The organism is Mycobacterium sp. UNC410CL29Cvi84 (assembly GCF_000686745.1).
GTDB classification, from domain to species: domain Bacteria; phylum Actinomycetota; class Actinomycetes; order Mycobacteriales; family Mycobacteriaceae; genus Mycobacterium; species Mycobacterium mucogenicum_B.
On record NZ_JMLM01000023.1, the window covers coordinates 18563 to 40073 of the forward strand.

The window sequence follows — 21511 nt, forward strand, 5'->3', positions numbered from 1 at the left end:
CGGCCATGACCGTTCGCCCACATCGGCTCGTGTGGCAGGTCGCGGCGGTGTCGCTGCTCGCGGCCTGTGGTTCGAATACGTCAGCGGCACCGTCGTCGACCACATCGACCGCGCCCACGACAACGGCAGCCCAGCTCCCGCCGCCGGTGCCCGTCGTACCGGTGAAACCGAATGCGCGGCAGGCCAAGTGGGTCGACCTGCAGGTGGGCGACTGCCTGAACTCACCGCCACCCACCGACCCGAGCGTCGTCGAGGTCACACTCGTGGACTGCGCGGCCCCGCACATCGCCGAGGTATTCCTGCGTGCCAATGTCGCGGTCAACGACGCCATCGCCGGTGTCGCCGACCAGCAATGCGCCGCGGGCCTGACGCAGTACGCCGGCCAGAGCAGCCGGTACACCTCGACCTATCTCATCGACTCGAACATGGATCGCACCGGACACACGCCGCTGCCCAGCACCGTCATCTGCCTGCTGCAGTCGGCCACCGGCGTGTCCCTGAACGGCTCCGCTAAGGCTTAGCCGTCAACAGGATGTATTGGGCGGCAACCTGTTCGTGCACATCCTTCAACTCGGCGCCCCGCGCCTCGATGGCATAGTCGCCTGCCGGCGCAACACAGTAGAACTGCTTCGGGTTGGCCAGCAGGATGCAGCGGCTGAGCGTCAGCGACGGCACCGGATCGGCGGTCTCGGTGCCGTCCACCGACACCTCTTTGCCGAAGGTGTTCGCCACGTTCACCGCCGACACCGGGTCCTTGGCCCGATACACGCTCGTCTTGCCGCGCGCGAACGCTGTCACCCCGTTGTCTTGGAACACCTTGCTCGACGCGACCGGGTCGCTCTGGAAGTGCAGGGCCCCGGTGCCGGAGTAGACGGCGTTCTGCGAATTGCGTGGCGATTCGGTCTGCAGCGTCAAGGCCAGGAGCCCGGTCGGATCGATCGGCACGGTCGGCAACTCTGCCGCGGGTTTGAAGGGCTCGATCGCGGTGACCTGGGCGCCTGTCGCCTTGGCCACCAACGCGATGGCCGGATCCGGGCCGGCTGTTGATTGCGCCAGTTGCGTCAGGACATAGGGGCCGTGCGCGGTGAAGGACCGCACGGTGGTCACCTTCGTGCCGCGGGAGTCGACGTCGTACGTCGACGCCAGCGCATCCGGATGCTCCGGAATGGCAACGGTTTTCGGCTCTGCGCCGCGGATCTTGACCTGGAGGGCTGCCGCGTTCATGTCGCCGGCCGCGGCAGTGGCATCAGCGGGCGACGCAAAGCGCAGTACGCCGTTGATCAGCACCGTCTTGGCCGCAGACTCCCGCGCCGAGGCGAACCCATCGATGAAGTTGTGCCTGCCGGCTGCGGTCGCGATGTTCTCGGGCCCGAACTGGGCCAGCAGACCGGGCTCGTCGAGCACGAAATACGTTGACAGATAAGGCTCGATGAGCGTGCTGTCGACCTGCCAGGGTCCCACCACGTAGCCGGCCAGCTGTTGCGCCTCGAGCCTCGCGCCGGCCCCGGGGGCACCCGCGGTGCCGTAGGGCTCATGCGGCTTGGTCGGGTAGTTCCCCGGCTTCAGCTGCGCCGGGGCGACGATCGGCGGTGGCGGCGGTGTCGTCGACGTCGCCGGCTTCGCAGATGACGTGGCCGGGCTCGACTGTGTCGATCCGCCACCACAGCCCGCGGCCAGCAGCGCTACCGCGACCACCGCTCCACAGCTGACCAGACCCCGCATGCGTCCCTCCCCTGCCGACTGCAGACCAACCTACTCAGTGTCAGGTCTTCGCGGCACTGAACTGCATCACATGCCCAAACACCTTGGTACTGGTATCGATACGCAGCCCGTTGCGACGTCCTTCGGCAACCAGTTCATCGGGGTTCACCAAGCGGAACGGCGACCGGTCCACCCGGTGCACGACCGTGGCCACCGGTGTCCGCGTCAGGTCGTAACCGACGAACACCCCGCCGGGCTTGAGCACCCGGGCGATCTCGGCGACGGCGGCCTCCCATTCGATGACGTGGTGCATCATCAGGCAACTGACCACCGAATCGAACGCCTCGTCGGCGAACGGCAGGCGGGTCGCATCGGCGCTCTGCACCGTCACGTTCGGGTTGTCCTTCAGCCGGTGCGCTGCGGCGTCGACCATGACCGGGTCCAGATCGGTCGCGGTGATGGCCAGCCCGGGACGCGCGGTCGACAACCCCTCGGCGATGGCGCCACTGCCGGAACCGATTTCGAGCAACTGCTCGCCCAGCTGATCAGTGGGCAGCATATCGAGCACGGCTCGGGTGGTGGTTCTCCACATGGCGCCGCAGCAGAATGCCCGCTCGACTTTGGACATCACCGGCATCGCGGTCTCCTCCTCGTAGTGTGCGTCGAGTATGGAACCGCCTGCACCGTCAACGCTTGGACGGATCCGTCGAATCCCGCAGCGCGCGGGCGATCTCGGACGGCGCCGCTCCGGTCATCTCACGGCATACCCGGTTGGCATGGGAACCGTCGGCGAATCCGGCCAGATGCGCGGCGTCGGTGACCTGCTCACCGCCCGCGAGATGTTTCAACCCGGAAAGCAGTCGCGCCCAGCGGGTGGCCGCCGAGAAGGAGACACCGGTCTGCTGCCGGCACAGGCGGCCGAGGTAGTCCGGCGACACCGCGACCTCGTGCGCGATCGATGCCAGGTCCACGGATTCGGTTGCGCCGCTGTAGATCAGGTCCATCGCCTGCTTCAGCTGCGGATGCAGCCCGGGCTGCTGTCCCGGATCACCGCAGAGACGCTGGATCAGCGTGGCGGCGGCCAACTCGGGGGCGGTGTCGAACGCGGCGGCCACGGCCCGTGCGAGTGCCCGGTGGTCGGCCGGCAGCCAGATGCCGTCACCGGATTCGCTCTGGCTGAGGGCGTGCAGCGCTGCCCCGGGCCAGGTGTGCGGCGCCAGATACAGAGCCAACGTCACATCGGTGGGCTGCGACCGCACCGCGTGGCCGGCGCCGCTGGCGATGACCACGACGTGTCCGCTGCGGGACGCCTCGCCGGCGGTTCGGACCGTCAGTGGCCCGGTCAGCCCCACCCCGACCTGCACTGCCGCATGGTGATGAACATCCAGGTCGCCGAAGGTGCCGACGACCATCATCTGCGCCGGACCCAGCTCCCAGACGGGCATACCCGATGTTAACGCCGCGATTGGCGCCGCTCGATGACCTCGAGCGCCTGCTGCGCCCACCGCAGGTTCTCCTGCTCGAACGAGATCCCGCGCATCAGCGTCAGATAGGGCCCCACCCGCTCCGCCTCGGCGAGGAACGCCGCCTCGCTGCGGCCGCCCAGGATTCGGTTGCGAATCCGTTCGTAGAGTTCGAGTTGTTTGGTGGACCACTGGATTCGGTCCCGCAGGCCGGCGCATACGGCAGCCGCGTTGCCACTGTCGACGGTGGACACCTGCACCAACAGGTCGTCGCGCATGGCCAGGGGCTTGGGTGTCGCTTCGGTGAAGTCATGCACCGCGGTGCGGCCTGCCTCGGTGAGCGTGAACATCCGCTTGTTGGGCCGGCGCTCCTGCTCGACCACGCGGGCCTCGATCAGCCCGTCTGCCGCGAGCCGGTCGAGTTCGCGGTACAGCTGTTGCGGGGTGGCCATCCAGAAGTTGGCGACGGACGCGTCGAAGCCCTTGGCCAGGTCATATCCCGAGGCCTCACTGTCGAGCAGGGCCGCCAACACGGCGTCGCGCAGAGCCATGCCCAGGAGTCTAATAGTCAACAAAGTGATTAGTCACATATAGACATGCCGCGCTTGTCCCGCTAGCGTCACCGGTACCTAATCAACAAATTGACTATGCGAGGTATGCGATGCAGGCATTCCGCAAGGCGGTCGAGGCCGCCGACGGCGAAGCCATGGCCGCCTGTCTGGCCGACGACGTGGTGTTCACCAGTCCCGTCGCCTTCAAGCCCTACCCGGGCAAGCCCATCACCGCCGCCATCCTGCGCGGCGTGATGCGGGTTTTCGAGGACTTCCGCTACATCCGCGAGATCAATGACCCCGAAAACCACAGCCATGCTTTGATTTTCGAGACCAAGGTCGGCGGCAAGACGATCAACGGATGCGACTTCATCCACGTCAACGACGAGGGCCTGATCGACGAGTTCACCGTCATGGTCCGGCCACTGTCCGGAGCGCAGGCCCTGTCGGAGGCCATGGCCGCCCAGTTCCCGCAGATCCAGGCCGAGGCCGCCGAAGCCATCGCCGCCATGGCCGCGAAGGAGCAGTGAGCATGAAGATCGGTCTCGGCATCAACTACGCCGGCGGTTTCAAAGAGGTCGTGGCCGAGGTCGCCGACCTTGAAAAGGCCGGCCTGGACGTCGTTTTCGTCCCTGAGGCGTACTCGTTCGACGCCATCAGCGCGCTCGGCTACCTGGCCGCCGCCACCGAGCGGGTGGAACTGGCCTCCGGCGTCCTGCAGCTCTACACCCGCACCCCCACCTTGACGGCCATGACGGCCGCGGGCCTCGACTACGTGTCCGACGGTCGGTACATCCTCGGTCTCGGCGCGTCCGGCCCGCAGGTGATCGAAGGCTTCCACGGCGTCCCGTACGACAGCCCCATCGGCCGCACCCGCGAGGTCGTCGAGATCTGCCGCCAGGTGTGGCGCCGCGAGCGACTCGCCTACCAGGGCAAGCACTACACCATCCCGCTGCCGGAAGGCCAGGGCACCGGGCTCGGGAAGTCGCTCAAGCTCATCAACCACCCTGTGCGCGAACGTATTCCGGTGTTGCTGGCAGCACTCGGGCCGAAGAACGTCGAGCTGGCCGCGGAGATCGCTGAAGGCTGGCAGCCGATCTTCTACATGCCGGAGAAGGCCAAGGACGTCTGGGGCGACGCGCTGGCGGCCGGTTACGCAAAGCGCGACGCGTCGCTGCCGCCCATGGACATCTACGCCGGACCGGCGCTGGCCATCGGCGACAACGTCGAGGGGATGCGCGAGTTCATCAAACCGCACATCGCCCTGTACATCGGCGGCATGGGCGCCAAGGGCAAGAACTTCTATCACAACGTGGCCACCAAGTACGGCTATGGCGCCGAGGCCGACCGCATCCAGGAGCTGTACCTGGCCGGCGACAAGGACGGTGCGGCGAAAGTCGTTCCCGACGAACTGGTTCGGGACATCTCGCTGATCGGTAGCCGCGAGTTCGTCAAGGAACGGGTGGCGGCATTCCGGGAAGCCGGCGTAACGGTGCTCAACGTGGTGCCGATGGGTGCGACGACCGCCGACCGCGTCAAGCTCATCGAGGAGCTGCGCGAGCTGGTGTAGGGCTGGCGCTACCTCTACGCGCCCGGCTGACCGTACAACGCGACGACGACCGAACGGTCCCAACTGTTCTCGGACCAGACGCCCATGACGGTGTTGGCGCAGTTGGCCATGATCGCGTAGGTCGGCGGGTCGTAGTACCACTGGTTCAGCACATCCAGGTTGTTGATGGCGATGGACCGGTTGATTGCCACCGTCTGAAACACCTTGCCCCGGAAGCCCGCTGCTTCCGCGCGCCGCTGTGCCGTCGACCCGTCCGAGCCGAGGTCGCCGTCGAGGTCGCGGTTGTTCAGCACATCGTTCGCGTGCCACTCGGCGGCGAGCCGCAGCTGCGGGCTGACCGCCACGTCATTGGTGCAGCCGGCCTGGTGCTGAATGGTGTAGACGTTGGCGACCACGCTGTTGTTGAGGCGCGTGTTGTCCGCGTGGGCCACCGCAGGCAGCGCGGCGCCGCACGCGAAGACCGCCAGGATCACCCCGGCCAACCGGGTACTCACTGTGCCGCCGGTCGGTAGTTGCCCGCGGAACTGCGCAGCGGCCCGATCAGCTCGGGGCACAGTTCGTTGATCACCTGTCCGACAAGATAATTGGCCTGGCCTTCGTCGCCACCCGTGACGTCGACCTTGATGTCACCGATGATCTGCCCGTAACTCCGGCCCGCGGCGATCTTGTCGCACACGCCGCGCCCGTAGGCGATGGCGGCATCGCCGCTCGGGAAGTTGAAGCCGCCCCGCACGTTGACGCTGTTCATGTACGTCACCGGGTCGGCCTGGGCCGGCGGCACCATCCATCCGGCCGCGGCCCCCGCGGCGAACACCATCACCAGCGCCCGCGTCACACGGGGTCGAACTGTGAGATCAGCCATCGATCGTGCACCTTGTCGAGAGTCACCCGCACCGTCGAGGTCGACGCGGTGGGCGCGTCGGCACCGATGGTGGTCGTCTGGTTCACGAAAACCAGTACCACGGCGTGGTTTTCGGTCGCCGACACCGAGGCGGCGTCCGGAACGGTCGCGACCGCGGAGATGTGTTTCTGTTTGGCCCCGGGCGCCACGACGGTGTCGACCAACTTGGTGTACTCGTCGCGGAAGCCGCCGGTCAGCCGGCCGGCGGCCGATTTCAGCTCGGTGTCAACCGTTTCCGGCCGGTACGACAGCATGGCGACGGTGCCGTCACTGGCCGCCCGCACCGACTCGGTGGCCGCGGCTTGCGCGAGCCGCACCGACCCGTCCTGCCAGTTGAAGTATCCCGCGGCGACGGCAAGCAGCATCGCGGCGAACGCCAGCATCAGACCCGTCCACCGCGCCCATGGCCTCCGCGAATCACTCTGCACCGCTGCGGGTTCGGTTTCGACAACCGCCTCCTCGGCGGCCTCGGTCTCGTCGGGTTCGACGGGACGTTCTTCGACATCCACTGTCATGATCTGTCCTTCATGTTGCCCTGACCGTCCGATGTGCTCATGAAACGAACTGGACGTTGGAGATTCGGGCGCCCGCGCCGTCCTTGGCGACGCTGATCCGCATGCGCCAGTTTCGTGGTGGACCCGCAGGCGCCTCGGCCAACGATGTCCGCACCGACACCGCGAGAAGCACCTGTGCGCCATCACCGGTCGCCGACTCGAGGCCGGCTTCGGTGACGGTGCCCTCGGATTTGGATCGGGCCTGCTTCACCACCGCGACGAACGGCTCGGACCGGCGCTGGAAGTCTTCCCGGAATTCGCCGGTCGACGAGTCGAGTATCCGGCGGATGTCGGTGTCCGCCTCGGTGTAGCTGATCGTGGTCAGGTTCAGCGCGGCCTGGCGGGCCGTCTGCACGTACAGGTTCCGCAGCGCCTGTCCCTGTTCGGCCTGGTGCGCCCGGAAGCCCAGCCAGCCCACCAGGGCACCCCCGGCGACGACCAGTGCCAGTCCGGTCGCCACCAGCGGCGAGACACGCGGCAACCGTTGCCGGAGCGACGGTTTCGGCGTCACGACCGCATCCGCGTCGGCTGCATCGGCGATGTCTAGCTGCTCGGGATCAGCATGCTCTGCCATGTCTTGCCTTTCGTGGTGGCGGCCAGGTCGGAGTCGGTGTACGGCTTGCCGTCAGGCCCCACGTAACCGCCGGTCGCGGGGTCGTAGGGCACGACAGCCACCGGGGGTGCCGGGGGTGCCGGCCCAGGTGCGGCACTGGGGCGCTGCCGGGGATCGGTGCCCGGCGCGTACTGCGGGACCCCCTGCCCCGTCAGCGTGGCGTTGGGATCGCCCTTCCAGATGTAGCCGTCGTTGAGGGGCACGTACTGCTCGTTGCTTTCGCAGAGCTCCACGGTCGGCGACCGCTTGGCCAGGTTGTTCTCGCACGGAATGTTCCGCACGCCACGAACATTCAGGTCGGAATCCTGCGGAACCCGGCAGTACAGCTCACCGGCGGGACGCTCGGGATAGTCCACCTCGGTCGGTACCCGTTGCTGTTTGACCGGCAGGAAGCCGGTGTTGCACGGCGGCGGCAGATTCATGTTCAGCTTGAAGTCCAGATAGATGCCCCGATAGGGCGTCTTGAGGTCCGCGTCGGCGACCGCGATCGCCGACATCAACGCGGTGCCCTGCGGGAAGAGCACCAGCAGTTGTTCGATGTCGTGCCGATAGACAACCGCGATCTCACCCAGGCTCACCATGTTGGCCAGCAGGACCGGCAGTGCCGGGGCGAACCTGTCGAACAGGGCGCGGCCCTCGTTCAGGGTCGGCTGCCCGAGCTTGAGCAGCTCGGCGAACGCCGCATTCTGGGCCTTGAACTGGCCGGTGATGGACGCGGCTCGCTGCGCCCACGTCGCGATCGAGTCCGCGGTCTGCACTTGCGAATTCAGCACGGCCGGGCTCTGGTCGATCAGTTGCGTGATCGGGCCGACGTTCTTGCCGGCCTCGATGGCCAGTGACGTGGAGCCGTTGACGATACGGGACAGCTCAGGGCCGAGTCCGCTCACGGCTTTGTCGGCTTCGTCGACGACGGTACGCAGATTGTCCTGCGGGATGGCTTCCAGCGCCCGGTTGGTGGCATCGAGCAGGTTGCCGATATCCGGCGGAATCCGCACCTTGGCCACCGGGATGGTCGCTCCGCCGCGCAGGGTCGGGCCGGTATCGGATTGCCCTGCCGCAGGGATCAATTCGACGAACTGTTCACCGACGGCCGAGCGGCTGTGGACCGCGGCCGATACGTCCGCAGGCACCTTGATGGCGGAGTCGAGATTCAGCTCGGCCCGAACCCCGCCCGCGGTGACGTCGACCGCTTTGACCCGCCCGATCTCGGTGCCGCGGTAGGTGACCACGGACGTCGGGTACAGACCACCGGACTCCGGCAGCTCGACCGTCACGGTGTATCGGCCGTACCCGAGCAGAGCCGGTACGTGCACGAAGCCGAATGCCATGACGCTGCAGGCAATCACGGTGACGGCACCGAGGATCGCCAGCTGGATCCAGACTGTCCGGGACAAGCGCAGACGCAGCATGTCAGTACCCCCCGAAGTGATAGGGAGCGATCAGCGGGTTGCCCGCGGTGTACGGGCTGGGCATCTGACCGATCGTGCGGCCCCACTGCATTTCGAGTTCGGTGAGGTTGCCCTCCCACCGGGTTCCGGTGAACAGGCTGCTGTCGAGCCGGCTCAGCGTCAGGTCGATGACCATCGTGATGTTGGCGAAGTCGCCCCGGAACCAGTTGCCGAGATTGCTCTTCACCCACGGGTAGGTCGACAGGAAGTCCAGTCCCTTGGTCAGTGCCGGTCCCGCATCGGCCAGCGACCGCAGCACGGGCACCATGCTCCGCAGGTTCGCGACGAGGCTCTCCTTGGTCTGCTTGACCGTCGACGACGCGACAGCGCTGAACCGTCCGACGGCATCGATCGCATCGGTGAGCTTCGTCCGCTGCTCTGCCAGTACCGCCAGGGCCTGCGGGATGGTGGTGAGCGCCTTGTCGACCGTGCGCTGATTCGCCGCGAACTGACCCACCAGCGAGTTCAAATGCTCTGTGGCGGAGATGATGTCGTCGGTCTGGGCATTGAGTCGGGAAATGAACGTGTCGAGCTGGGTCAGCAGGCTGCGCATGTCGTTCTCGCGGCCGGCCAATGCCTTCGCGAAGGTCTGGTTGATCTCCTGCAACTGGGCCAGGCCACCACCGTTCAGGAGGATCGACGCCGACGCGAGGGCCTGCTCGGTGGTGGGATATGTTGCGGCCCTGGACAGCGGGATCACCGCGCCGTTGGTCAGCTGGCCCTGAGGCGCTTCGCCGGTCGGCGGGCTGAGCTCGATGTGCATCGAGCCCAGCAGGCTGGTCTGCCCGACCTTGGCGGTGCTGTTGGCGGGCAGGTGGACGTCGCCGTTGATCCGCATGGTGACCAGCGCGTGCCAGTCCTGTACCTCGATCTTCGTGACGTTGCCGACGTTGACATCACCGACGCGCACGCGGGTGTTCTGCTGGATCACCACGACGTCGGGCAATTGCGCTTGAATCACATACGAACCTGGTCCGTCGCCGGCGGTGCCGGGCAGGCTCAGCGAATTCAGGCCGCGCCATTGGCATCCCGGCAACGTCAGCACACCGAGGATGACGAGGGTTGCGGTCACGAGGCGCTTCATGGCTGCGTCCCCTGCTGCGGGACCATGAGGCCGGCCAGCCCCTGGCCGGGGTCGGTCGGGGTCGATACGGGGGCCTCTGCCGGCAGCGGAGCCGACGCGGGGTTCTCCTGCGGCGGGGCCCCGCCCGGCCGCAGTCGCGGCTCGCTGTAGGTGACCTCGTTGGGCCGGGCCGTCGCGCCGACGAAAGGATTGCCGCCGATCGGCACGAAGTTGTACTGCCGGTTCTTGATGATCGGCGCCAGGTACTGCACGCACAGCTTGGCGGACTGCTCGAAGCCTTCCCGTGCCGCGGACTGGATTGCGCCGCAAAGGAACTGCACGGTGTCGGCGAAGTTGACGGGCGCCAGGATGCCCGTGATGGCGCTCTGCGCGGGGTCGTAGATGTTGGTGAAGTTCTGGAACACCGTCGGCGCGATGTGCAGGACCTGCTTGAGGTCCGTGCGGCTGTCGTTGAGCGCCGTGGTGATCGCGTTGAGGTGGTCGAAGGTGGTCCCCAGCCCTTCCCGGTTCTCCGCGATGAAGCCGCGCAGATCCTTGACCGCGGTGTCCAGATTGCGTGTCGCATCGGCGATGTTGTTCGGTGTGCTCGACAGTGCGGTGGTGATGGACGCCATGTTGGTGTTGAAGGCGGCGAGCAGATCGCTGCTGGACGACAGCGCCGAGACCAGCAACTGCAGATTGCGCACCGTGCTGAAGATGTCGGTGCTGTGGTCGCCGAGAGCCGACATCGCGCGGGACAGTTTGATGACGGTGTCACGCGCGGTGTCGCCCTGGCCGCGCAGGTTGTCCGCGGCGCTGTTGATGAATTCGCCGACAGCACTGGGCCCGCCGGGACTCGTCGGCTGCAGCGAGTCGGTGAGCTTCTCCAGTTGCTGACGGAAGTCGTCCCATTCCACCGGCACCACGGTGCGGTCCAGGGCGATGGTGGAGCCCGCGGCGAGTTTGGGCCCGCTGGTGTAGGCGGGCACCAACTGAATCGCGCGGGCGCTCACCAATGATGGCGACAAGATGGCGGCACGGACGTCTGCGGGCAGCGCGTATTGCGAGTCCACCGAGAAAGTCACTTTGGCGGCATGCGGTTGCGGTTCGATCTTCTCGACCGTGCCGACGGTGACGCCCAGAATCCTGATGTCGTCGCCGGTGTACAGGCCGTTGGTGTTCGCGAAGTACGCGACGTAGGTACTCCGGACAGCGGTGACCCACCAGGATCGAGCCAGTCCGGTGGCGGCAACCGCCAGGATGACCACGAGACCGAGCGCGAGGGCGATGCGCCACGTCCGGCGGCTGCCCACGTGAGGTGTGGGTTCGGGGCTGGTCATGGTCACCTCCCTCCGACGGGCGAAACGGGATCTGACACCACACCGGGCGAACCGGTGTGCGAATTGTTCGACGGCGGGAGCGGCGTCGGGGGCGGGACCGTCGGCGGCGGCACCTCACCAGGGGCCGGAGCCAGCGCCGGCGGTCCGGGTGCCGGGCCTCCCGGTGGCGGCGCGGGCAGCGGTTCCCGATAGGGGTAACGCGGATCTCCGGGATTGCCGGTGATCGCGTCGGGCAGAGTGAGATTCGGCGGTCCACCCTGGCCGGTGCGCGGATACGGCGACGGCAGCGGCGGGGTACCTGGCTGGCCGGCGCCGGGCTCGGTCAGCTGCGACGGCAGCAGCACGTTGGGGTCCAATCCCAGGTCGGAGAACGCCGCGTCGATGAACGGCTGATCGAACTGACCCGGGAACAGGTTCACGAGCGATGCTTTGAAGAACGGCCCGGCACCGAGCACTTCGCCGAACGACATGGCGTACCGGCGCAACAGGTACAGCGTGCGCTGCAGCTCCTTCTTCCGGTTGTCGAGGATGCTGAGAACGCCGTTGAGCTTGTCGACGGCCGGCTTCAGTTGCGTCCGGTTGTCCTGCACCAGACCGGAAAGCTGCACGGTGGCGGCGCTGATATTGGCCATCAGTGTCTCGACCGAATTGCGTTGCGACAGAATCTCCCCCAGCAGCGCGTCGGTGTTGACCACCAACTGCGCAATCTGGTCACTACGCTTGGCCAGCACCGAAGTCACCTTGTTGGCATCGGCGAGCAGCTGGCGCAGCTTGGCATCGCGGGTACCGAGGGTGTCGGAGAATCGCGCCACGCTCTCCAGCGCCAACTTCAGATCGGGTGGCGTGTTCTGGAACGTCTGCGCCAGCGTCTTGAGTGCCGAAGACAGCTGGGTGGTGTCCAGACCGCTGATGGTGGTCGTCAGATCACCCAGCGCGGCCGGCAGATCGTACGGCGAGGTGGTGCGTTCAATCGGGATGGGGCCGTTGAGGTTTCCGTCACCGCGCGGCGTCAGCTCCAGCACCTTGGTACCCAGCACCGTCTCGGTCTTGATGGCGGCTTCAGTGCGGTCGCCCAGTTCGACGCCGTCACGCACCGTGAAATCCACCCGAACCTTGGCACCCTCCAAGTGAATTCCCGAGACCCGTCCGACGCCCAAGCCAGACACCCGCACGTCACTGCCCGTCTTGATACCGCCGGCATCGGCGAAGTACGCCTGGTAGTCGGAGGTCCCCTTGATGAACGGGATCTTGTCGTAGCTGAAAGCGGCGACGACGATCGCGACGATCAGCGCGATGCCGGTCGCGCCTACCGCCAACCGGTTACGTTCGGCCAGGGGCTTGATGTTCAGCTTGATGCGCGTCATTTCGGTGTGCACCGCCCCGACTCCTGCCCGGCCACTTTGACGTACACCGGTTGGCCGCCCTTTCCATTCAGCTTCAGCAGTGCGTCGCAGAGATAGAAGCTGAAGTAGTCGCCGTACAGGCCGTTGCGGGAAAGAATCTGGTACGCGTCCGGCAGCGTCCGCACCAGCTCGTCGACGTAGGCGTGGTCCGCCTCGATCTGGCCGGACACCCGATCCGTCTGCTGCACAGTCTGTTTGATCGGCTCGCGCGCCACAGTCAGCAGGTCGGCAACCGACCGCGCCGCGCTGTTGATGTTCGCCACCCCGGTCGCGATGTCGGATTTGCGGGTGGCCAAACCCTGAACGAGTTGCGACAGCTTGTCCAGGCCGTCGGCGAACTGCGTGTCGCGGGCCGCGAACGTCCCCAGCACGGTGTTCAGGTTGGTGATGACCTCACCGATGAGCTGGTCCCGGCCCGCCAAGGTTGTCGTCAGTGCCGACGTCTGGGCCAGCACCGACGAGATGGTGCCGCCCTGGCCCTGGAACACCCGAAGCAGCTCGCCGCTCAACGCGTTGACCTGATCGGGATCGAGCGCACGGAACAGTGGCCGGAAGCCGCCGATGAGCGCGTCGACGTCCAATGCCGGTGACGTCCGCGCCAACGGGATCGTCTGGCCCGGAAGGAGTTTGCGCACCGCCCCGGGACCTTGCTCGAGCGACAGGTAGCGGTCGCCGATCAGGTTCTCATAGCGGATGGTCGCGGTGGTGCCTTCGGTGAGTGTCAGTTGCCTGTCGATCGCGAAGTCGATGGTGACGGTGCCGTCCTTGTGCAGCGTGAGGCTCTTGACCTTCCCGACCTCCACGCCGGCGATACGGACGAAGTTGCCGCCCTTCAACCCCGACACGTTGCTGAACACCGCCTGGTAGGAAGCCCGCGAATCGAAACGGAACTGCCCGAACACCGTCAGCAGCCCGAACATGAAGAGCAGGCTGACCACGGTGAAGATCACGACGCGGGTTACGGTCCCACGAATCCGGCTTCTCATGGTGACCCCGGCTCAGGTTGGGGCACGCCCATCTCGACACCGGGCAACCCGGGAGCCGGGCCACCTGGGTACCGGATTCGCGGCGGTTCGGGCTGCGGCTTGGTCACCGGGAAGTAGTTGGCGAAACCGGGGAAACCGATGCCGGGGTTGGGCCGCATATCCAGGCCGTCACCGTAACCGGTGTCGGTCACCAGGTACTTGACCGGGAAGTTCTTGCTGACGTCGGGCAGCGAACCGCAACTCGGCTTGCCGCCGGGCCCACCACTGGCATTGACGACGGGCAGGTTGTCGGGGAACCGGTAGGGATCGGCGCCGGCCAGCAGCCCGACATCCATGATCACCGATTTCCCGTTGCCGCCCATGGCATATCGGCCGCCGTGTTCCAGGAACCACTGCGCGCCCTGGAACAGGCAGGTGTACGTCGGCGAATACTTCTCGAGGAGCGCGGTGGTCGGTCGCAGCACTTCCATCGCCCGCGCCAGGGCAGTCTGGTTGGCGCCGATGGTGTCGATGCCCGACTGCGAGAAGCCGACCGCCGACAACAACAGGCCGTCGAGTTCCTTCGACTGGCCGGTGATCGTGGTGGCGGTGGTCGAGAACGAATCCAGGATGGACACGATGTCCTGTGCCGCGGCCGAATACGCCTGCGCGGTCTGCCCGAACAGCTGCCAATCCTTGCGCACGGTGTCCATGCGCGGATTCACCTCCAGCAGAACGTGGTTCGCGTCGGTGATCGCCTGGCCGATGACGTCGCCCTTACCGCGCAACGATTCAGCCACCGCCGAGAGCACCGAGTTGAGCTTCGTCGGGTCGATCACCTGGACCACCGACTGCAGGTTCTCGAACACGGTGTTGACCTCGACCGTCACGTTCCGCGACTGCAGCACCGCGCCCGATCGGAGGTGGCCGCCGCTCGGACCGGTCGACGGCACATTCAGTTCGACGTATTTGGCGCCGAACGCGGTACTCGATCGGATCTGCGCTTCGACATTGCCCGGCAGCTGCGCGAACGGCCCCGGGTACATCCGGAGTTTCAGCGTCGAAAGTACTTGTCCCGCAGCATCTGTCCGACTGCCGATCGATTCCACTTCGCCGATCTGGACGCCCCGGAGCTTCACCTTCGCGCCGTCCTCCATGACCAGACCGGCGCGGTCGGAGATCAGGGTCAGTGGCACGAATCCCCGCAATGATCCGGAGAACAGCAGCCACGTCATGGCGGTCATGGCGACGACCACGATCACCAGGACAGGCGCCCACCAGATCGGGTCGATCTGCTCACGCCGAGTTTTGTTCGCACCCTTCGCCATTCGGTTCAGCCAGCCAGGTGGAAGTTGCCGGACTGGCCGTAGACGGACAGTGTGATGGTGAGCAGGATGAACACGCCGGCGGTGATCGAGGTCCGCACCGCGCGGCCGACGGCCTCGCCGACACCGGCCGGTCCGCCGGTGGCGGTGAAGCCGTAGTAGGTGTGCACCGCCATCACCGCGGCCGCCATGGCCAGCGCCTCGAAGAAGGACCAGGCGAGGTCATTGGGATGCAGGAACGTCGTGAAGTAGTGGTCGTAGACGCCGCGCGACTGGCCGTAGATCATCGTGGTCCCGAACCGGGTCGCCAGGAAGGACATCAACACCGCGACGGTGTAGATCGGCACGACGGCCACCACGCCGGCGACGATCCGGGTCGCCGCCAGGTACGTGATCACCCGGATGCCCATCACTTCCAGGGCGTCGATCTCCTCGTTGATGCGCATGGCGCCGAGTTGTGCCGTCGCCCCGGCCCCGATCGTGGCGGCGAGTGCCACCCCGGCCGTTGCGGGAGCGATGAAGCGCACGTTCAGAAAGGCCCCCAGGAAGCCCGTCAGCGCTTCGATACCGACATTGGACAGGGTGTTGTAGCCCTGGACGGCGATCAGGGCGCCGGTGGACAGGGTGAGGAACCCGACGATGACCACGGTGCCGCCGATGACGGCGAGTGCGCCGGTCCCCATGCCCATGACCGCGATGAGCCGCAGCACCTCGCCCGGGTAGCGCCGGACGGCGTCGGCGGTGGCGGCCAGGGCGCTGCCGTAGAACGCCGTCTGTTCGCCCAGCCGGCGGGTCGCCGCGATCGCCTGGCCCGCCAGTTCGCTGAGCGGTGAGGGGTGGTCGACATCCACATCTGCTGTCATGGCGCCACTTTCACGCCGAACGCGGTCGCCAGGATGTTGATCAGGAACAGCGCCATGAACGCGAAGACGACGGTCTCATTGACTGCGTTGCCGACGGCCGTCGGTCCGCCACCGACCGAAAGTCCCTTGTAGCACGCGATCAGCCCGGCCGACAGCCCGAACAGCAATGCCTTGACCAGGGAGACGATCACCTGCGGCAGGCCCGTCAGCAGCGTCATGCCCGCGATGAACGCGCCGGGCGTCACGTGCTGGATATAGACGACGAAGAAGTAGCTGCCGGCCAGGCCGACGACGGCCACCATGGAATAGAGCATCGCCGCGACGAATGTCGCGGCGAGGACGCGGGGCACGACGAGTGCCGGAATCGGGTTGACGCCAATGACTTTCATGGCGTCAATCTCTTCTCTGATGGTTCGTGCGCCGAGGTCGGCACACATCGCGGTCGAACCGGCACCGGCCACGACGATCGCGGTAACCACCGGCCCCACCTGTGTCACCGAGGCCAGCGCCGCGCCGGCACCGGACAGGTCACCGGCGCCGACCTCGATCAGCACGATGTTGAGCGTGAAGACGATCAGCACCGTGTATGGAATCGACAGCACGACGGTGGGTACGACGGAGACGCGCGCGACGAACCAGATCTGCTCGATCAGTTCACGCCAGGCGTACGGCGGACGCAGCATCGCGGCGAACGTCTCACCGGCCATGACGATGAAATCGCCGACTGCCACAGCGGGGCGCGTCCAGGCCGTGGAGGCGCGCGGAGACGACTGGAGCGTTTGCGCCACAAGCTGCCTCCCAGTGTCGGTCCGTCGTCGAGCTTGGCCCGGACGTTAGGAAGGCACCAGTTTGCTGTCAACGCAACAAAGGGGGGTACGGCAACGTCAATTACCGAAGATGCAGGTGGACTCAACGCAATTGCTTCGGTTCACCCGGATTGAATCGCGCTGAGCCAAAACCTACCTGCAAGCGCCCTGGTTACGGCGTCACGATGTTGAACCAGAGCTGGAAGGTGTCGAGCAGTCCGACGAACTCGTCCACCGACTGCCGCTTGCCCTCCACGGTGACGTTGTTCGCCGATATCGCGTCGGCGAGTTTGACTTTGCCGAGCTGAATCTCGTTCATCGTCGCCTTGGTCAGCTTCAGGCCGGCGTCGGCGTTCGGAATGGTTCCGTCCACGTAATTGAGTACGCCGTTTTCGACGGTGAGGCCGTACTGCTTCTTGAGGTCCGTGAAGTCCACGTTGAGGGTGATCTTCTTGCCGGCGGCCTTCGGACCGTTCAGCCGCACCGCGAGGTAGTCGAACATCATCTCCGGCGGCATCGCGTTGATGGTGTCGGGGCTCGCGGTGTCGGTGCCGCCGGAGGTGGGCACGCCGTTGCGCAGTTCATACGCACCCTGCAGATAGACCGAGCGCCACGGCCCGGATTCGGACTGATAGCCCATCTGCTCGTAGCTGTCGGCCAGCAGGTTCTTGCCGTTGACACTGTCGGGGTTCGCGAACACCACGTGCTTGAGCACCATCGCGGTCCAGCGGTAGTTGCCTTCGTCGAAGTCTTTCTTGGCCTTACGCAGAATCGCGTCCTCGCCACCCATGTACTCCACGTACTTCTTGGCGGCGGCCTGCGGCGGCAGGTCGTCGAGGTCGGAGGGATTGCCGTCGTACCAGCCCATGTAGCGCTGATACACCGCCCGGGTGTTGTGCTTGAGCGTGCCGTAGTAACCGCGGTCGGGCCAGAAGTTGCCCAGCTCCGGCGGGAACTGCATCTCCTCGGCGATCTCGGAGCCGACGAGGCCCTCGTTCATCAGTCGCACCGACTGGTCGTGCATGTACTTGTACATGTCACGCTGTTTCTTCCAGTAGTCGATGATCTTGTCGCGGCCCCACATTGGCCAGTGGTGGCTCTGGAACTTGATCTCGGTGTTGGGGCCGTACACCCGGATGGTGTCGTCGAGGAACTTCGCCCAGATGCGGGCGTCACGCACCTGGGCGCCGCGCAGCGTCAGCAGGTTGTGCATGGTGTTGGTGGTGTTCTCGGCCATCCACATGGCCTTGAACTGCGGGAAGAAGGTGTTCATCTCGGTGGGCGCCTCGGTGCCCGGCGTCATCTGGAATTCCAGGTCCACCCCGTCGATGGTCATCTTCTGCCCGGTGGTGGTGATGATGTCGGTGGGGATGACCAGCGTCGGCAGGCCGGTGGAGACCGTCATGCCCAGGCCGCCGTTGACGCCGCCTTGGGCGTTGCGCGGCAGCAACGCACCATACATGTAGACGGCGCGCCGCGACATGGCGTTGCCGGCGATCACGTTCTCACTGACGGCATCTTCCACGAAGGCCTGCGGGGCAACGACTTTCACCTTGCCGGAGTCGACGTCGGCCTGGTTGATGATGCCGCGGACGCCGCCGTAGTGGTCGACGTGCGAGTGACTGTGGATGACGGCCACGATGGGCCGGGGCCCGAGCTTCTGGTTCACCAGATCCAGTGCGGCCTTGGCCGTTTCGGGCGAGATCAGGGTGTCGTAGACGATCCAGCCGGTATTGCCCTTGATGAAGGTGATGTTCGAGAGGTCATAGCCACGGACCTGGTAGATCTTGTCCGGCAGGACCTCGAAAAGCCCGTATTACATGCACAATTGGGCGTTGCGCCACAGGCTCGGGTTGACGGTGTCCGGGGCGGCCTTGTCGTCGGAGATGTACTTCTTGTACTCCTCCAAGTCCCAGACGGTGTTGCCCTTCTCGTCCTTGATGGTCAGCGTGTCCGGCCGCGCGATGAGTCCGCGCTTGGCATCGTCGAAGTCGCTGCGCTCGTTGAACGGCAGGGAGTCGAGAATCTTCTTGTTCGCCGCCCTGGTGGCGTCGGTCGCCGGCTTGACCTTGTTGTCGGTGCTGACGGCGTCCCCGCCCGATGAGCCTGACGAGCCTGCCGAGCCGTTGTCGTTGCACGCGGCCACCAGGGTGGTGGCGACGCCGGCTGCGGCCAGCCCACCGAGCAGCTTGCGGCGCGACACCTCGCCCGGGTTCTCGCCATTGTCGCCGTCCGTCTGCACTTTCGTAGTTCGCCCCATGCGCCCCGATTATGCCGATGCCCGCCGCCGATATCGCGCAAATTTACGAATACGAACATTCGATCTCGGAGAGAGCTCGGATTCCTGCGCCATTTGCAAAAAATATTTACGAGTCAATGAATAAAAAGACCGCTTCGCCGAAAGCGAAGCGGTCATTGTCAGACGCGGTCTAGTGCAGCCACTTGCCCGGCTTGTCCCAATGGCCCGGAGGTGGGACAAACGGCAATTGACCGACCTGACCTGGGGGAACACCGAAGAGCTGGCCGATGTGGCCCGGTGACGGGGCTGGTATCCACCACCAGGTATTGTCGGCGTTGGCCTGACCCGCGCCCAGCCCGATCGCAGCAAAGCTCAGGGCGCCTGCGGCAACAATTGCGAATTTGTTGATAGACATGTCGAGCTCCTTGTCAGCGCATCAGATGTCATGTATTCCATGATGCCACCGTGTGCTGTGGACCGCTATCAACAATTGTTGGCTAACATTTGCTCACTCGTTGTGTGAGGCACCCTGCGAAGACGCCTCAGCGGCAGCGGCCTTCACCGGCTTCGGCTTCAACTTCGGCGCCTCACCACGCGGCGACTGGCCCTTCGGGCTGTCGTCGGCAGCCGGGCGGGCCGCCGGCTTGCCACTGCCGGTCGGGTGTTGCCCGGCCTTCTTGCCCTTGCCGCGCTTCGGCGCATCGGCTTGCTTCGGCGTATCGGAATCCGACTGGCCATTCTTAGATCCTGCCGAGTCGTTCTGGCTCACCGGCTTGTTGTCGTCGGACTCTGCCTTGGGCGCGCCCTTGACCTCAGGTGTCGCCGCCTCAGGTGTCTTCGCTTCCGGCGTCTTCACCTCGGGCTCGGCAGCGGCGTCCTTCTCCGTCCCCTTGGTCGGCGCCTTCACAGCATCAGGACCGTCGGCGTCCTTGACATCGGTCCCCTTGACCGGGGCGACCTTCGCACCCGGCTCCGGTTTCGTCGCGGCAGTCGTCTTGGGCGAGTCCAGTTCCGCCGCAGCCTCTTTCATGGTGGCCACTGCCTTCAGCGCCGCTTTCGGGTTCACCGCGGCGACCGACGCCGGCGGCCGGATGATGTCGCCGATCTTCTGGATCACGTTCGAGATGCCCGCGACCACGGCCTTCGTCACATCGACGGCGGTGTTGGCCACCCATTTCACGCCCTGAACGACGGCATTGGTGATCCATTTGACCGTGTTGACCACTGCTTTCGTTACCGCCTTGGTGACGTCGACGAACGCATTCCACGCAGCGTCAACAACTTTCACCACGGCTTGTCCGATTTTGACGGCGGTGTCCACGACCGCGCCGATCGCCAGTCGCACCGCGGCCAGTATCCGCGCCGCGATGCCTTCGACTCCTCCAACGCCGTTGAGCCGCAGGATTTCCTGGGCGATGACGAAAGCGGCCTCCTTGGGAATCCAGTCCGCGTAGAAGACGCCGAACTTGCCGCTGCCGGGTTGGTCGTCCCGGGTGGTGTAGATGAAGATCGGCCCGCCGTACTGCACTCCGTCGGTGGCCATCGTCTGCCAGGTTTCGATGAGGTTCTTGATGAACTCGGCTTGCGTGTGCTCGCTGACGTTGTTGGTCGGCACCCCGTACTCGGTGATCCAGATCTTCTTGAGACCGTCACCGTTGGCCGCCATCAGGTCGTAGATCTTCTGGATCTGGGTAAAGGGCGACAGGACCACGTTCTCGCCGTCCGAGAACTTCAGCGTCTCCTGGTACGGGTGGAACGCCAGCGCGTCGAAGTAGCCCTTCGCGCCGGCGGCGTACATCCCGTTCACGTAATCCACCGGGTTCATGGTGACGCCACCGAACGTGAAGACGCTGCCGAGCCCTGCCGCGATGACAGTCGCGGTCGGGTCGGCCGCCTTGATCGCCGGGTAGGCAGCCTTCAACAATTCGGTGTAGCTCGACGGCGAGATCGGGTCGTAGAAACAGACGCAGTTGACCTCGTTCCACACTTCGTAGGCCGAGATCGTCTTCCCATACCGGGTCGCGACCTGCGTCATGAAATTCGCGTAGGCGACGGGGTCGGGCGTCTTGGCCCCGGGGAAGTTACCGTCCGTGCCGGCCCAGACCGGCGTGCTGTTGACCATTGCGAGGACGCCCATGTTGCGAGCCTTCGCCGCATTCATGATGTCGTCGATCGGCGCCCAGTTGTACTGGTTCGGCAGCGGCTGCGTGTACACCCACGGGATGTAGACCCGGACGTCCTGGACGCCCATGGATTGCAGCATGTCCAGGGTGGTGTCGATGTCCTGCTTCGACATTCCGTACAGGCTGGAGTCCGCCATGCCGATGGTCGACGGCGCCGAGACGATTTCGGCGGTGGGCGTCACCGCGGTGTGGCTCACCGGCTCCACCAGTTGCGCCGCGTAGGCGCAGACCACGGCCAGGGGAATCAACACGGTCAACACCCGGTGCACTGCCCTGCAGCCGAATCTGCCGATCCGTCCAGCCACCAACGCCCCCTTTGAAAGTGCCGCCCTCGCAACGCGCAATGGCCATCCAACGCAAATTTACGTCCGCGGATGGTAACCCGTGGGCGATTTGCCGGAGTCTCCTCACCCGCCGCAGGTCGACGGCGTGAGGCGGTGCCACCTACCGGCGGCGGATGCCCGCAGTTCGCCGAGCTACGGTTATTGACGATGCTGGCAAAAATCTTTGCCAGAAGCGCTGC

The 21511-nt window shown here is 65.7% G+C and carries 23 protein-coding genes; 3 read left to right on the forward strand and 20 right to left on the reverse strand.

Annotation, left to right across the window (positions count from 1 at the left end):
- Positions 1 to 5 precede the first annotated feature (5 nt).
- Positions 6 to 521, forward strand: coding sequence for a hypothetical protein (locus BR47_RS0124980; RefSeq protein WP_029104801.1), 516 nt, complete (start codon positions 6 to 8; stop codon positions 519 to 521).
- Here the strand turns inward: BR47_RS0124980 and BR47_RS0124985 are convergent.
- From BR47_RS0124985 to BR47_RS0125000, 4 genes are read right to left on the reverse strand one after another with little or no spacing between them, the layout of a single operon-like run.
- A complete protein-coding gene (locus BR47_RS0124985; protein WP_020099681.1) occupies positions 511 to 1722 on the reverse strand; it encodes a DUF7373 family lipoprotein in 1212 nt (403 codons plus the stop codon). The two genes, BR47_RS0124980 and BR47_RS0124985, sit on opposite strands and share 11 nt — an antisense overlap.
- A gap of 40 nt (positions 1723 to 1762) precedes the next feature.
- Positions 1763 to 2338, reverse strand: a complete 576-nt coding sequence (locus BR47_RS0124990) for a class I SAM-dependent methyltransferase (RefSeq protein ID WP_029121150.1) — start codon at positions 2336 to 2338, stop codon at positions 1763 to 1765.
- A gap of 49 nt (positions 2339 to 2387) precedes the next feature.
- Positions 2388 to 3146, reverse strand: a complete 759-nt coding sequence (locus BR47_RS0124995) for a helix-turn-helix domain-containing protein (protein WP_029121151.1) — start codon at positions 3144 to 3146, stop codon at positions 2388 to 2390.
- Between the two features lie 8 nt (positions 3147 to 3154).
- Positions 3155 to 3715: a PadR family transcriptional regulator gene (locus BR47_RS0125000; RefSeq protein WP_029121152.1), complete on the reverse strand. Its 561-nt coding sequence runs from the start codon at positions 3713 to 3715 to the stop codon at positions 3155 to 3157.
- A 110-nt stretch (positions 3716 to 3825) separates the two neighbouring features.
- Here BR47_RS0125000 and BR47_RS0125005 point away from each other — a divergent pair, with 110 nt between their 5' ends.
- Positions 3826 to 4245, forward strand: a complete 420-nt coding sequence (locus BR47_RS0125005) for a nuclear transport factor 2 family protein (RefSeq protein ID WP_029121153.1) — start codon at positions 3826 to 3828, stop codon at positions 4243 to 4245.
- Positions 4246 to 4247: 2 nt separating this feature from the next.
- Positions 4248 to 5285, forward strand: coding sequence for an LLM class F420-dependent oxidoreductase (locus BR47_RS0125010; RefSeq protein ID WP_029121154.1), 1038 nt, complete (start codon positions 4248 to 4250; stop codon positions 5283 to 5285).
- A gap of 14 nt (positions 5286 to 5299) precedes the next feature.
- Here the strand turns inward: BR47_RS0125010 and BR47_RS0125015 are convergent, their stop codons facing one another.
- The 16 genes from BR47_RS0125015 to BR47_RS32275 all read right to left on the reverse strand — a co-directional run bounded on the left by BR47_RS0125015 (position 5300) and on the right by BR47_RS32275 (position 21239).
- Complete coding sequence (locus BR47_RS0125015; RefSeq protein WP_020099687.1) at positions 5300 to 5779, reverse strand: CAP domain-containing protein; 480 nt, start codon at positions 5777 to 5779, stop codon at positions 5300 to 5302.
- A complete protein-coding gene (locus BR47_RS0125020) occupies positions 5776 to 6147 on the reverse strand; it encodes a DUF732 domain-containing protein (RefSeq protein ID WP_231506772.1) in 372 nt (123 codons plus the stop codon). Before BR47_RS0125020 ends, BR47_RS0125015 begins: the two co-directional genes overlap by 4 nt.
- Positions 6117 to 6701, reverse strand: coding sequence for a hypothetical protein (locus tag BR47_RS0125025; protein WP_036427734.1), 585 nt, complete (start codon positions 6699 to 6701; stop codon positions 6117 to 6119). Before BR47_RS0125025 ends, BR47_RS0125020 begins: the two co-directional genes overlap by 31 nt.
- 37 nt (positions 6702 to 6738) lie before the next feature.
- Positions 6739 to 7314, reverse strand: coding sequence for an Rv1363c family protein (locus BR47_RS0125030; RefSeq protein WP_029121157.1), 576 nt, complete (start codon positions 7312 to 7314; stop codon positions 6739 to 6741).
- Positions 7284 to 8762, reverse strand: a complete 1479-nt coding sequence (locus BR47_RS0125035; protein ID WP_081831391.1) for an MCE family protein — start codon at positions 8760 to 8762, stop codon at positions 7284 to 7286. Before BR47_RS0125035 ends, BR47_RS0125030 begins: the two co-directional genes overlap by 31 nt.
- Before the next feature lies 1 nt (position 8763).
- A complete protein-coding gene (locus BR47_RS0125040; protein WP_029121159.1) occupies positions 8764 to 9885 on the reverse strand; it encodes an MCE family protein in 1122 nt (373 codons plus the stop codon).
- The gene (locus tag BR47_RS0125045; RefSeq protein WP_036427735.1) at positions 9882 to 11204 is read right to left on the reverse strand and encodes an MCE family protein; all 1323 of its coding nucleotides are present in this window, start codon (positions 11202 to 11204) and stop codon (positions 9882 to 9884) included. Before BR47_RS0125045 ends, BR47_RS0125040 begins: the two co-directional genes overlap by 4 nt.
- 2 nt (positions 11205 to 11206) lie before the next feature.
- Positions 11207 to 12568 carry an MCE family protein gene (locus BR47_RS0125050; RefSeq protein ID WP_081831392.1) on the reverse strand — a complete coding sequence of 454 codons (1362 nt, stop codon included), beginning with the start codon at positions 12566 to 12568 and terminating at the stop codon, positions 11207 to 11209.
- Complete coding sequence (locus BR47_RS0125055; RefSeq protein ID WP_029121162.1) at positions 12565 to 13593, reverse strand: MCE family protein; 1029 nt, start codon at positions 13591 to 13593, stop codon at positions 12565 to 12567. Before BR47_RS0125055 ends, BR47_RS0125050 begins: the two co-directional genes overlap by 4 nt.
- A complete protein-coding gene (locus tag BR47_RS31395; protein ID WP_051634988.1) occupies positions 13590 to 14900 on the reverse strand; it encodes an MCE family protein in 1311 nt (436 codons plus the stop codon). Before BR47_RS31395 ends, BR47_RS0125055 begins: the two co-directional genes overlap by 4 nt.
- 5 nt (positions 14901 to 14905) lie before the next feature.
- The gene (locus tag BR47_RS0125065) at positions 14906 to 15760 is read right to left on the reverse strand and encodes an ABC transporter permease (protein WP_029104806.1); all 855 of its coding nucleotides are present in this window, start codon (positions 15758 to 15760) and stop codon (positions 14906 to 14908) included.
- Positions 15757 to 16467: an MlaE family ABC transporter permease gene (locus tag BR47_RS0125070; protein WP_051128409.1), complete on the reverse strand. Its 711-nt coding sequence runs from the start codon at positions 16465 to 16467 to the stop codon at positions 15757 to 15759. Before BR47_RS0125070 ends, BR47_RS0125065 begins: the two co-directional genes overlap by 4 nt.
- A gap of 271 nt (positions 16468 to 16738) precedes the next feature.
- Positions 16739 to 18364 carry an alkyl/aryl-sulfatase gene (locus BR47_RS31400; protein WP_353582983.1) on the reverse strand — a complete coding sequence of 542 codons (1626 nt, stop codon included), beginning with the start codon at positions 18362 to 18364 and terminating at the stop codon, positions 16739 to 16741.
- A gap of 18 nt (positions 18365 to 18382) precedes the next feature.
- Complete coding sequence (locus tag BR47_RS33885; RefSeq protein ID WP_231506773.1) at positions 18383 to 18826, reverse strand: hypothetical protein; 444 nt, start codon at positions 18824 to 18826, stop codon at positions 18383 to 18385.
- Positions 18827 to 18995: 169 nt separating this feature from the next.
- On the reverse strand, positions 18996 to 19220 hold the full coding sequence (locus tag BR47_RS32810) for a hypothetical protein (protein ID WP_081831393.1): 225 nt from the start codon (positions 19218 to 19220) through the stop codon (positions 18996 to 18998).
- 93 nt (positions 19221 to 19313) lie between these two features.
- Positions 19314 to 21239, reverse strand: coding sequence for a hypothetical protein (locus BR47_RS32275; RefSeq protein WP_141772306.1), 1926 nt, complete (start codon positions 21237 to 21239; stop codon positions 19314 to 19316).
- Between the last annotated feature and the right edge of the window lie 272 nt (positions 21240 to 21511).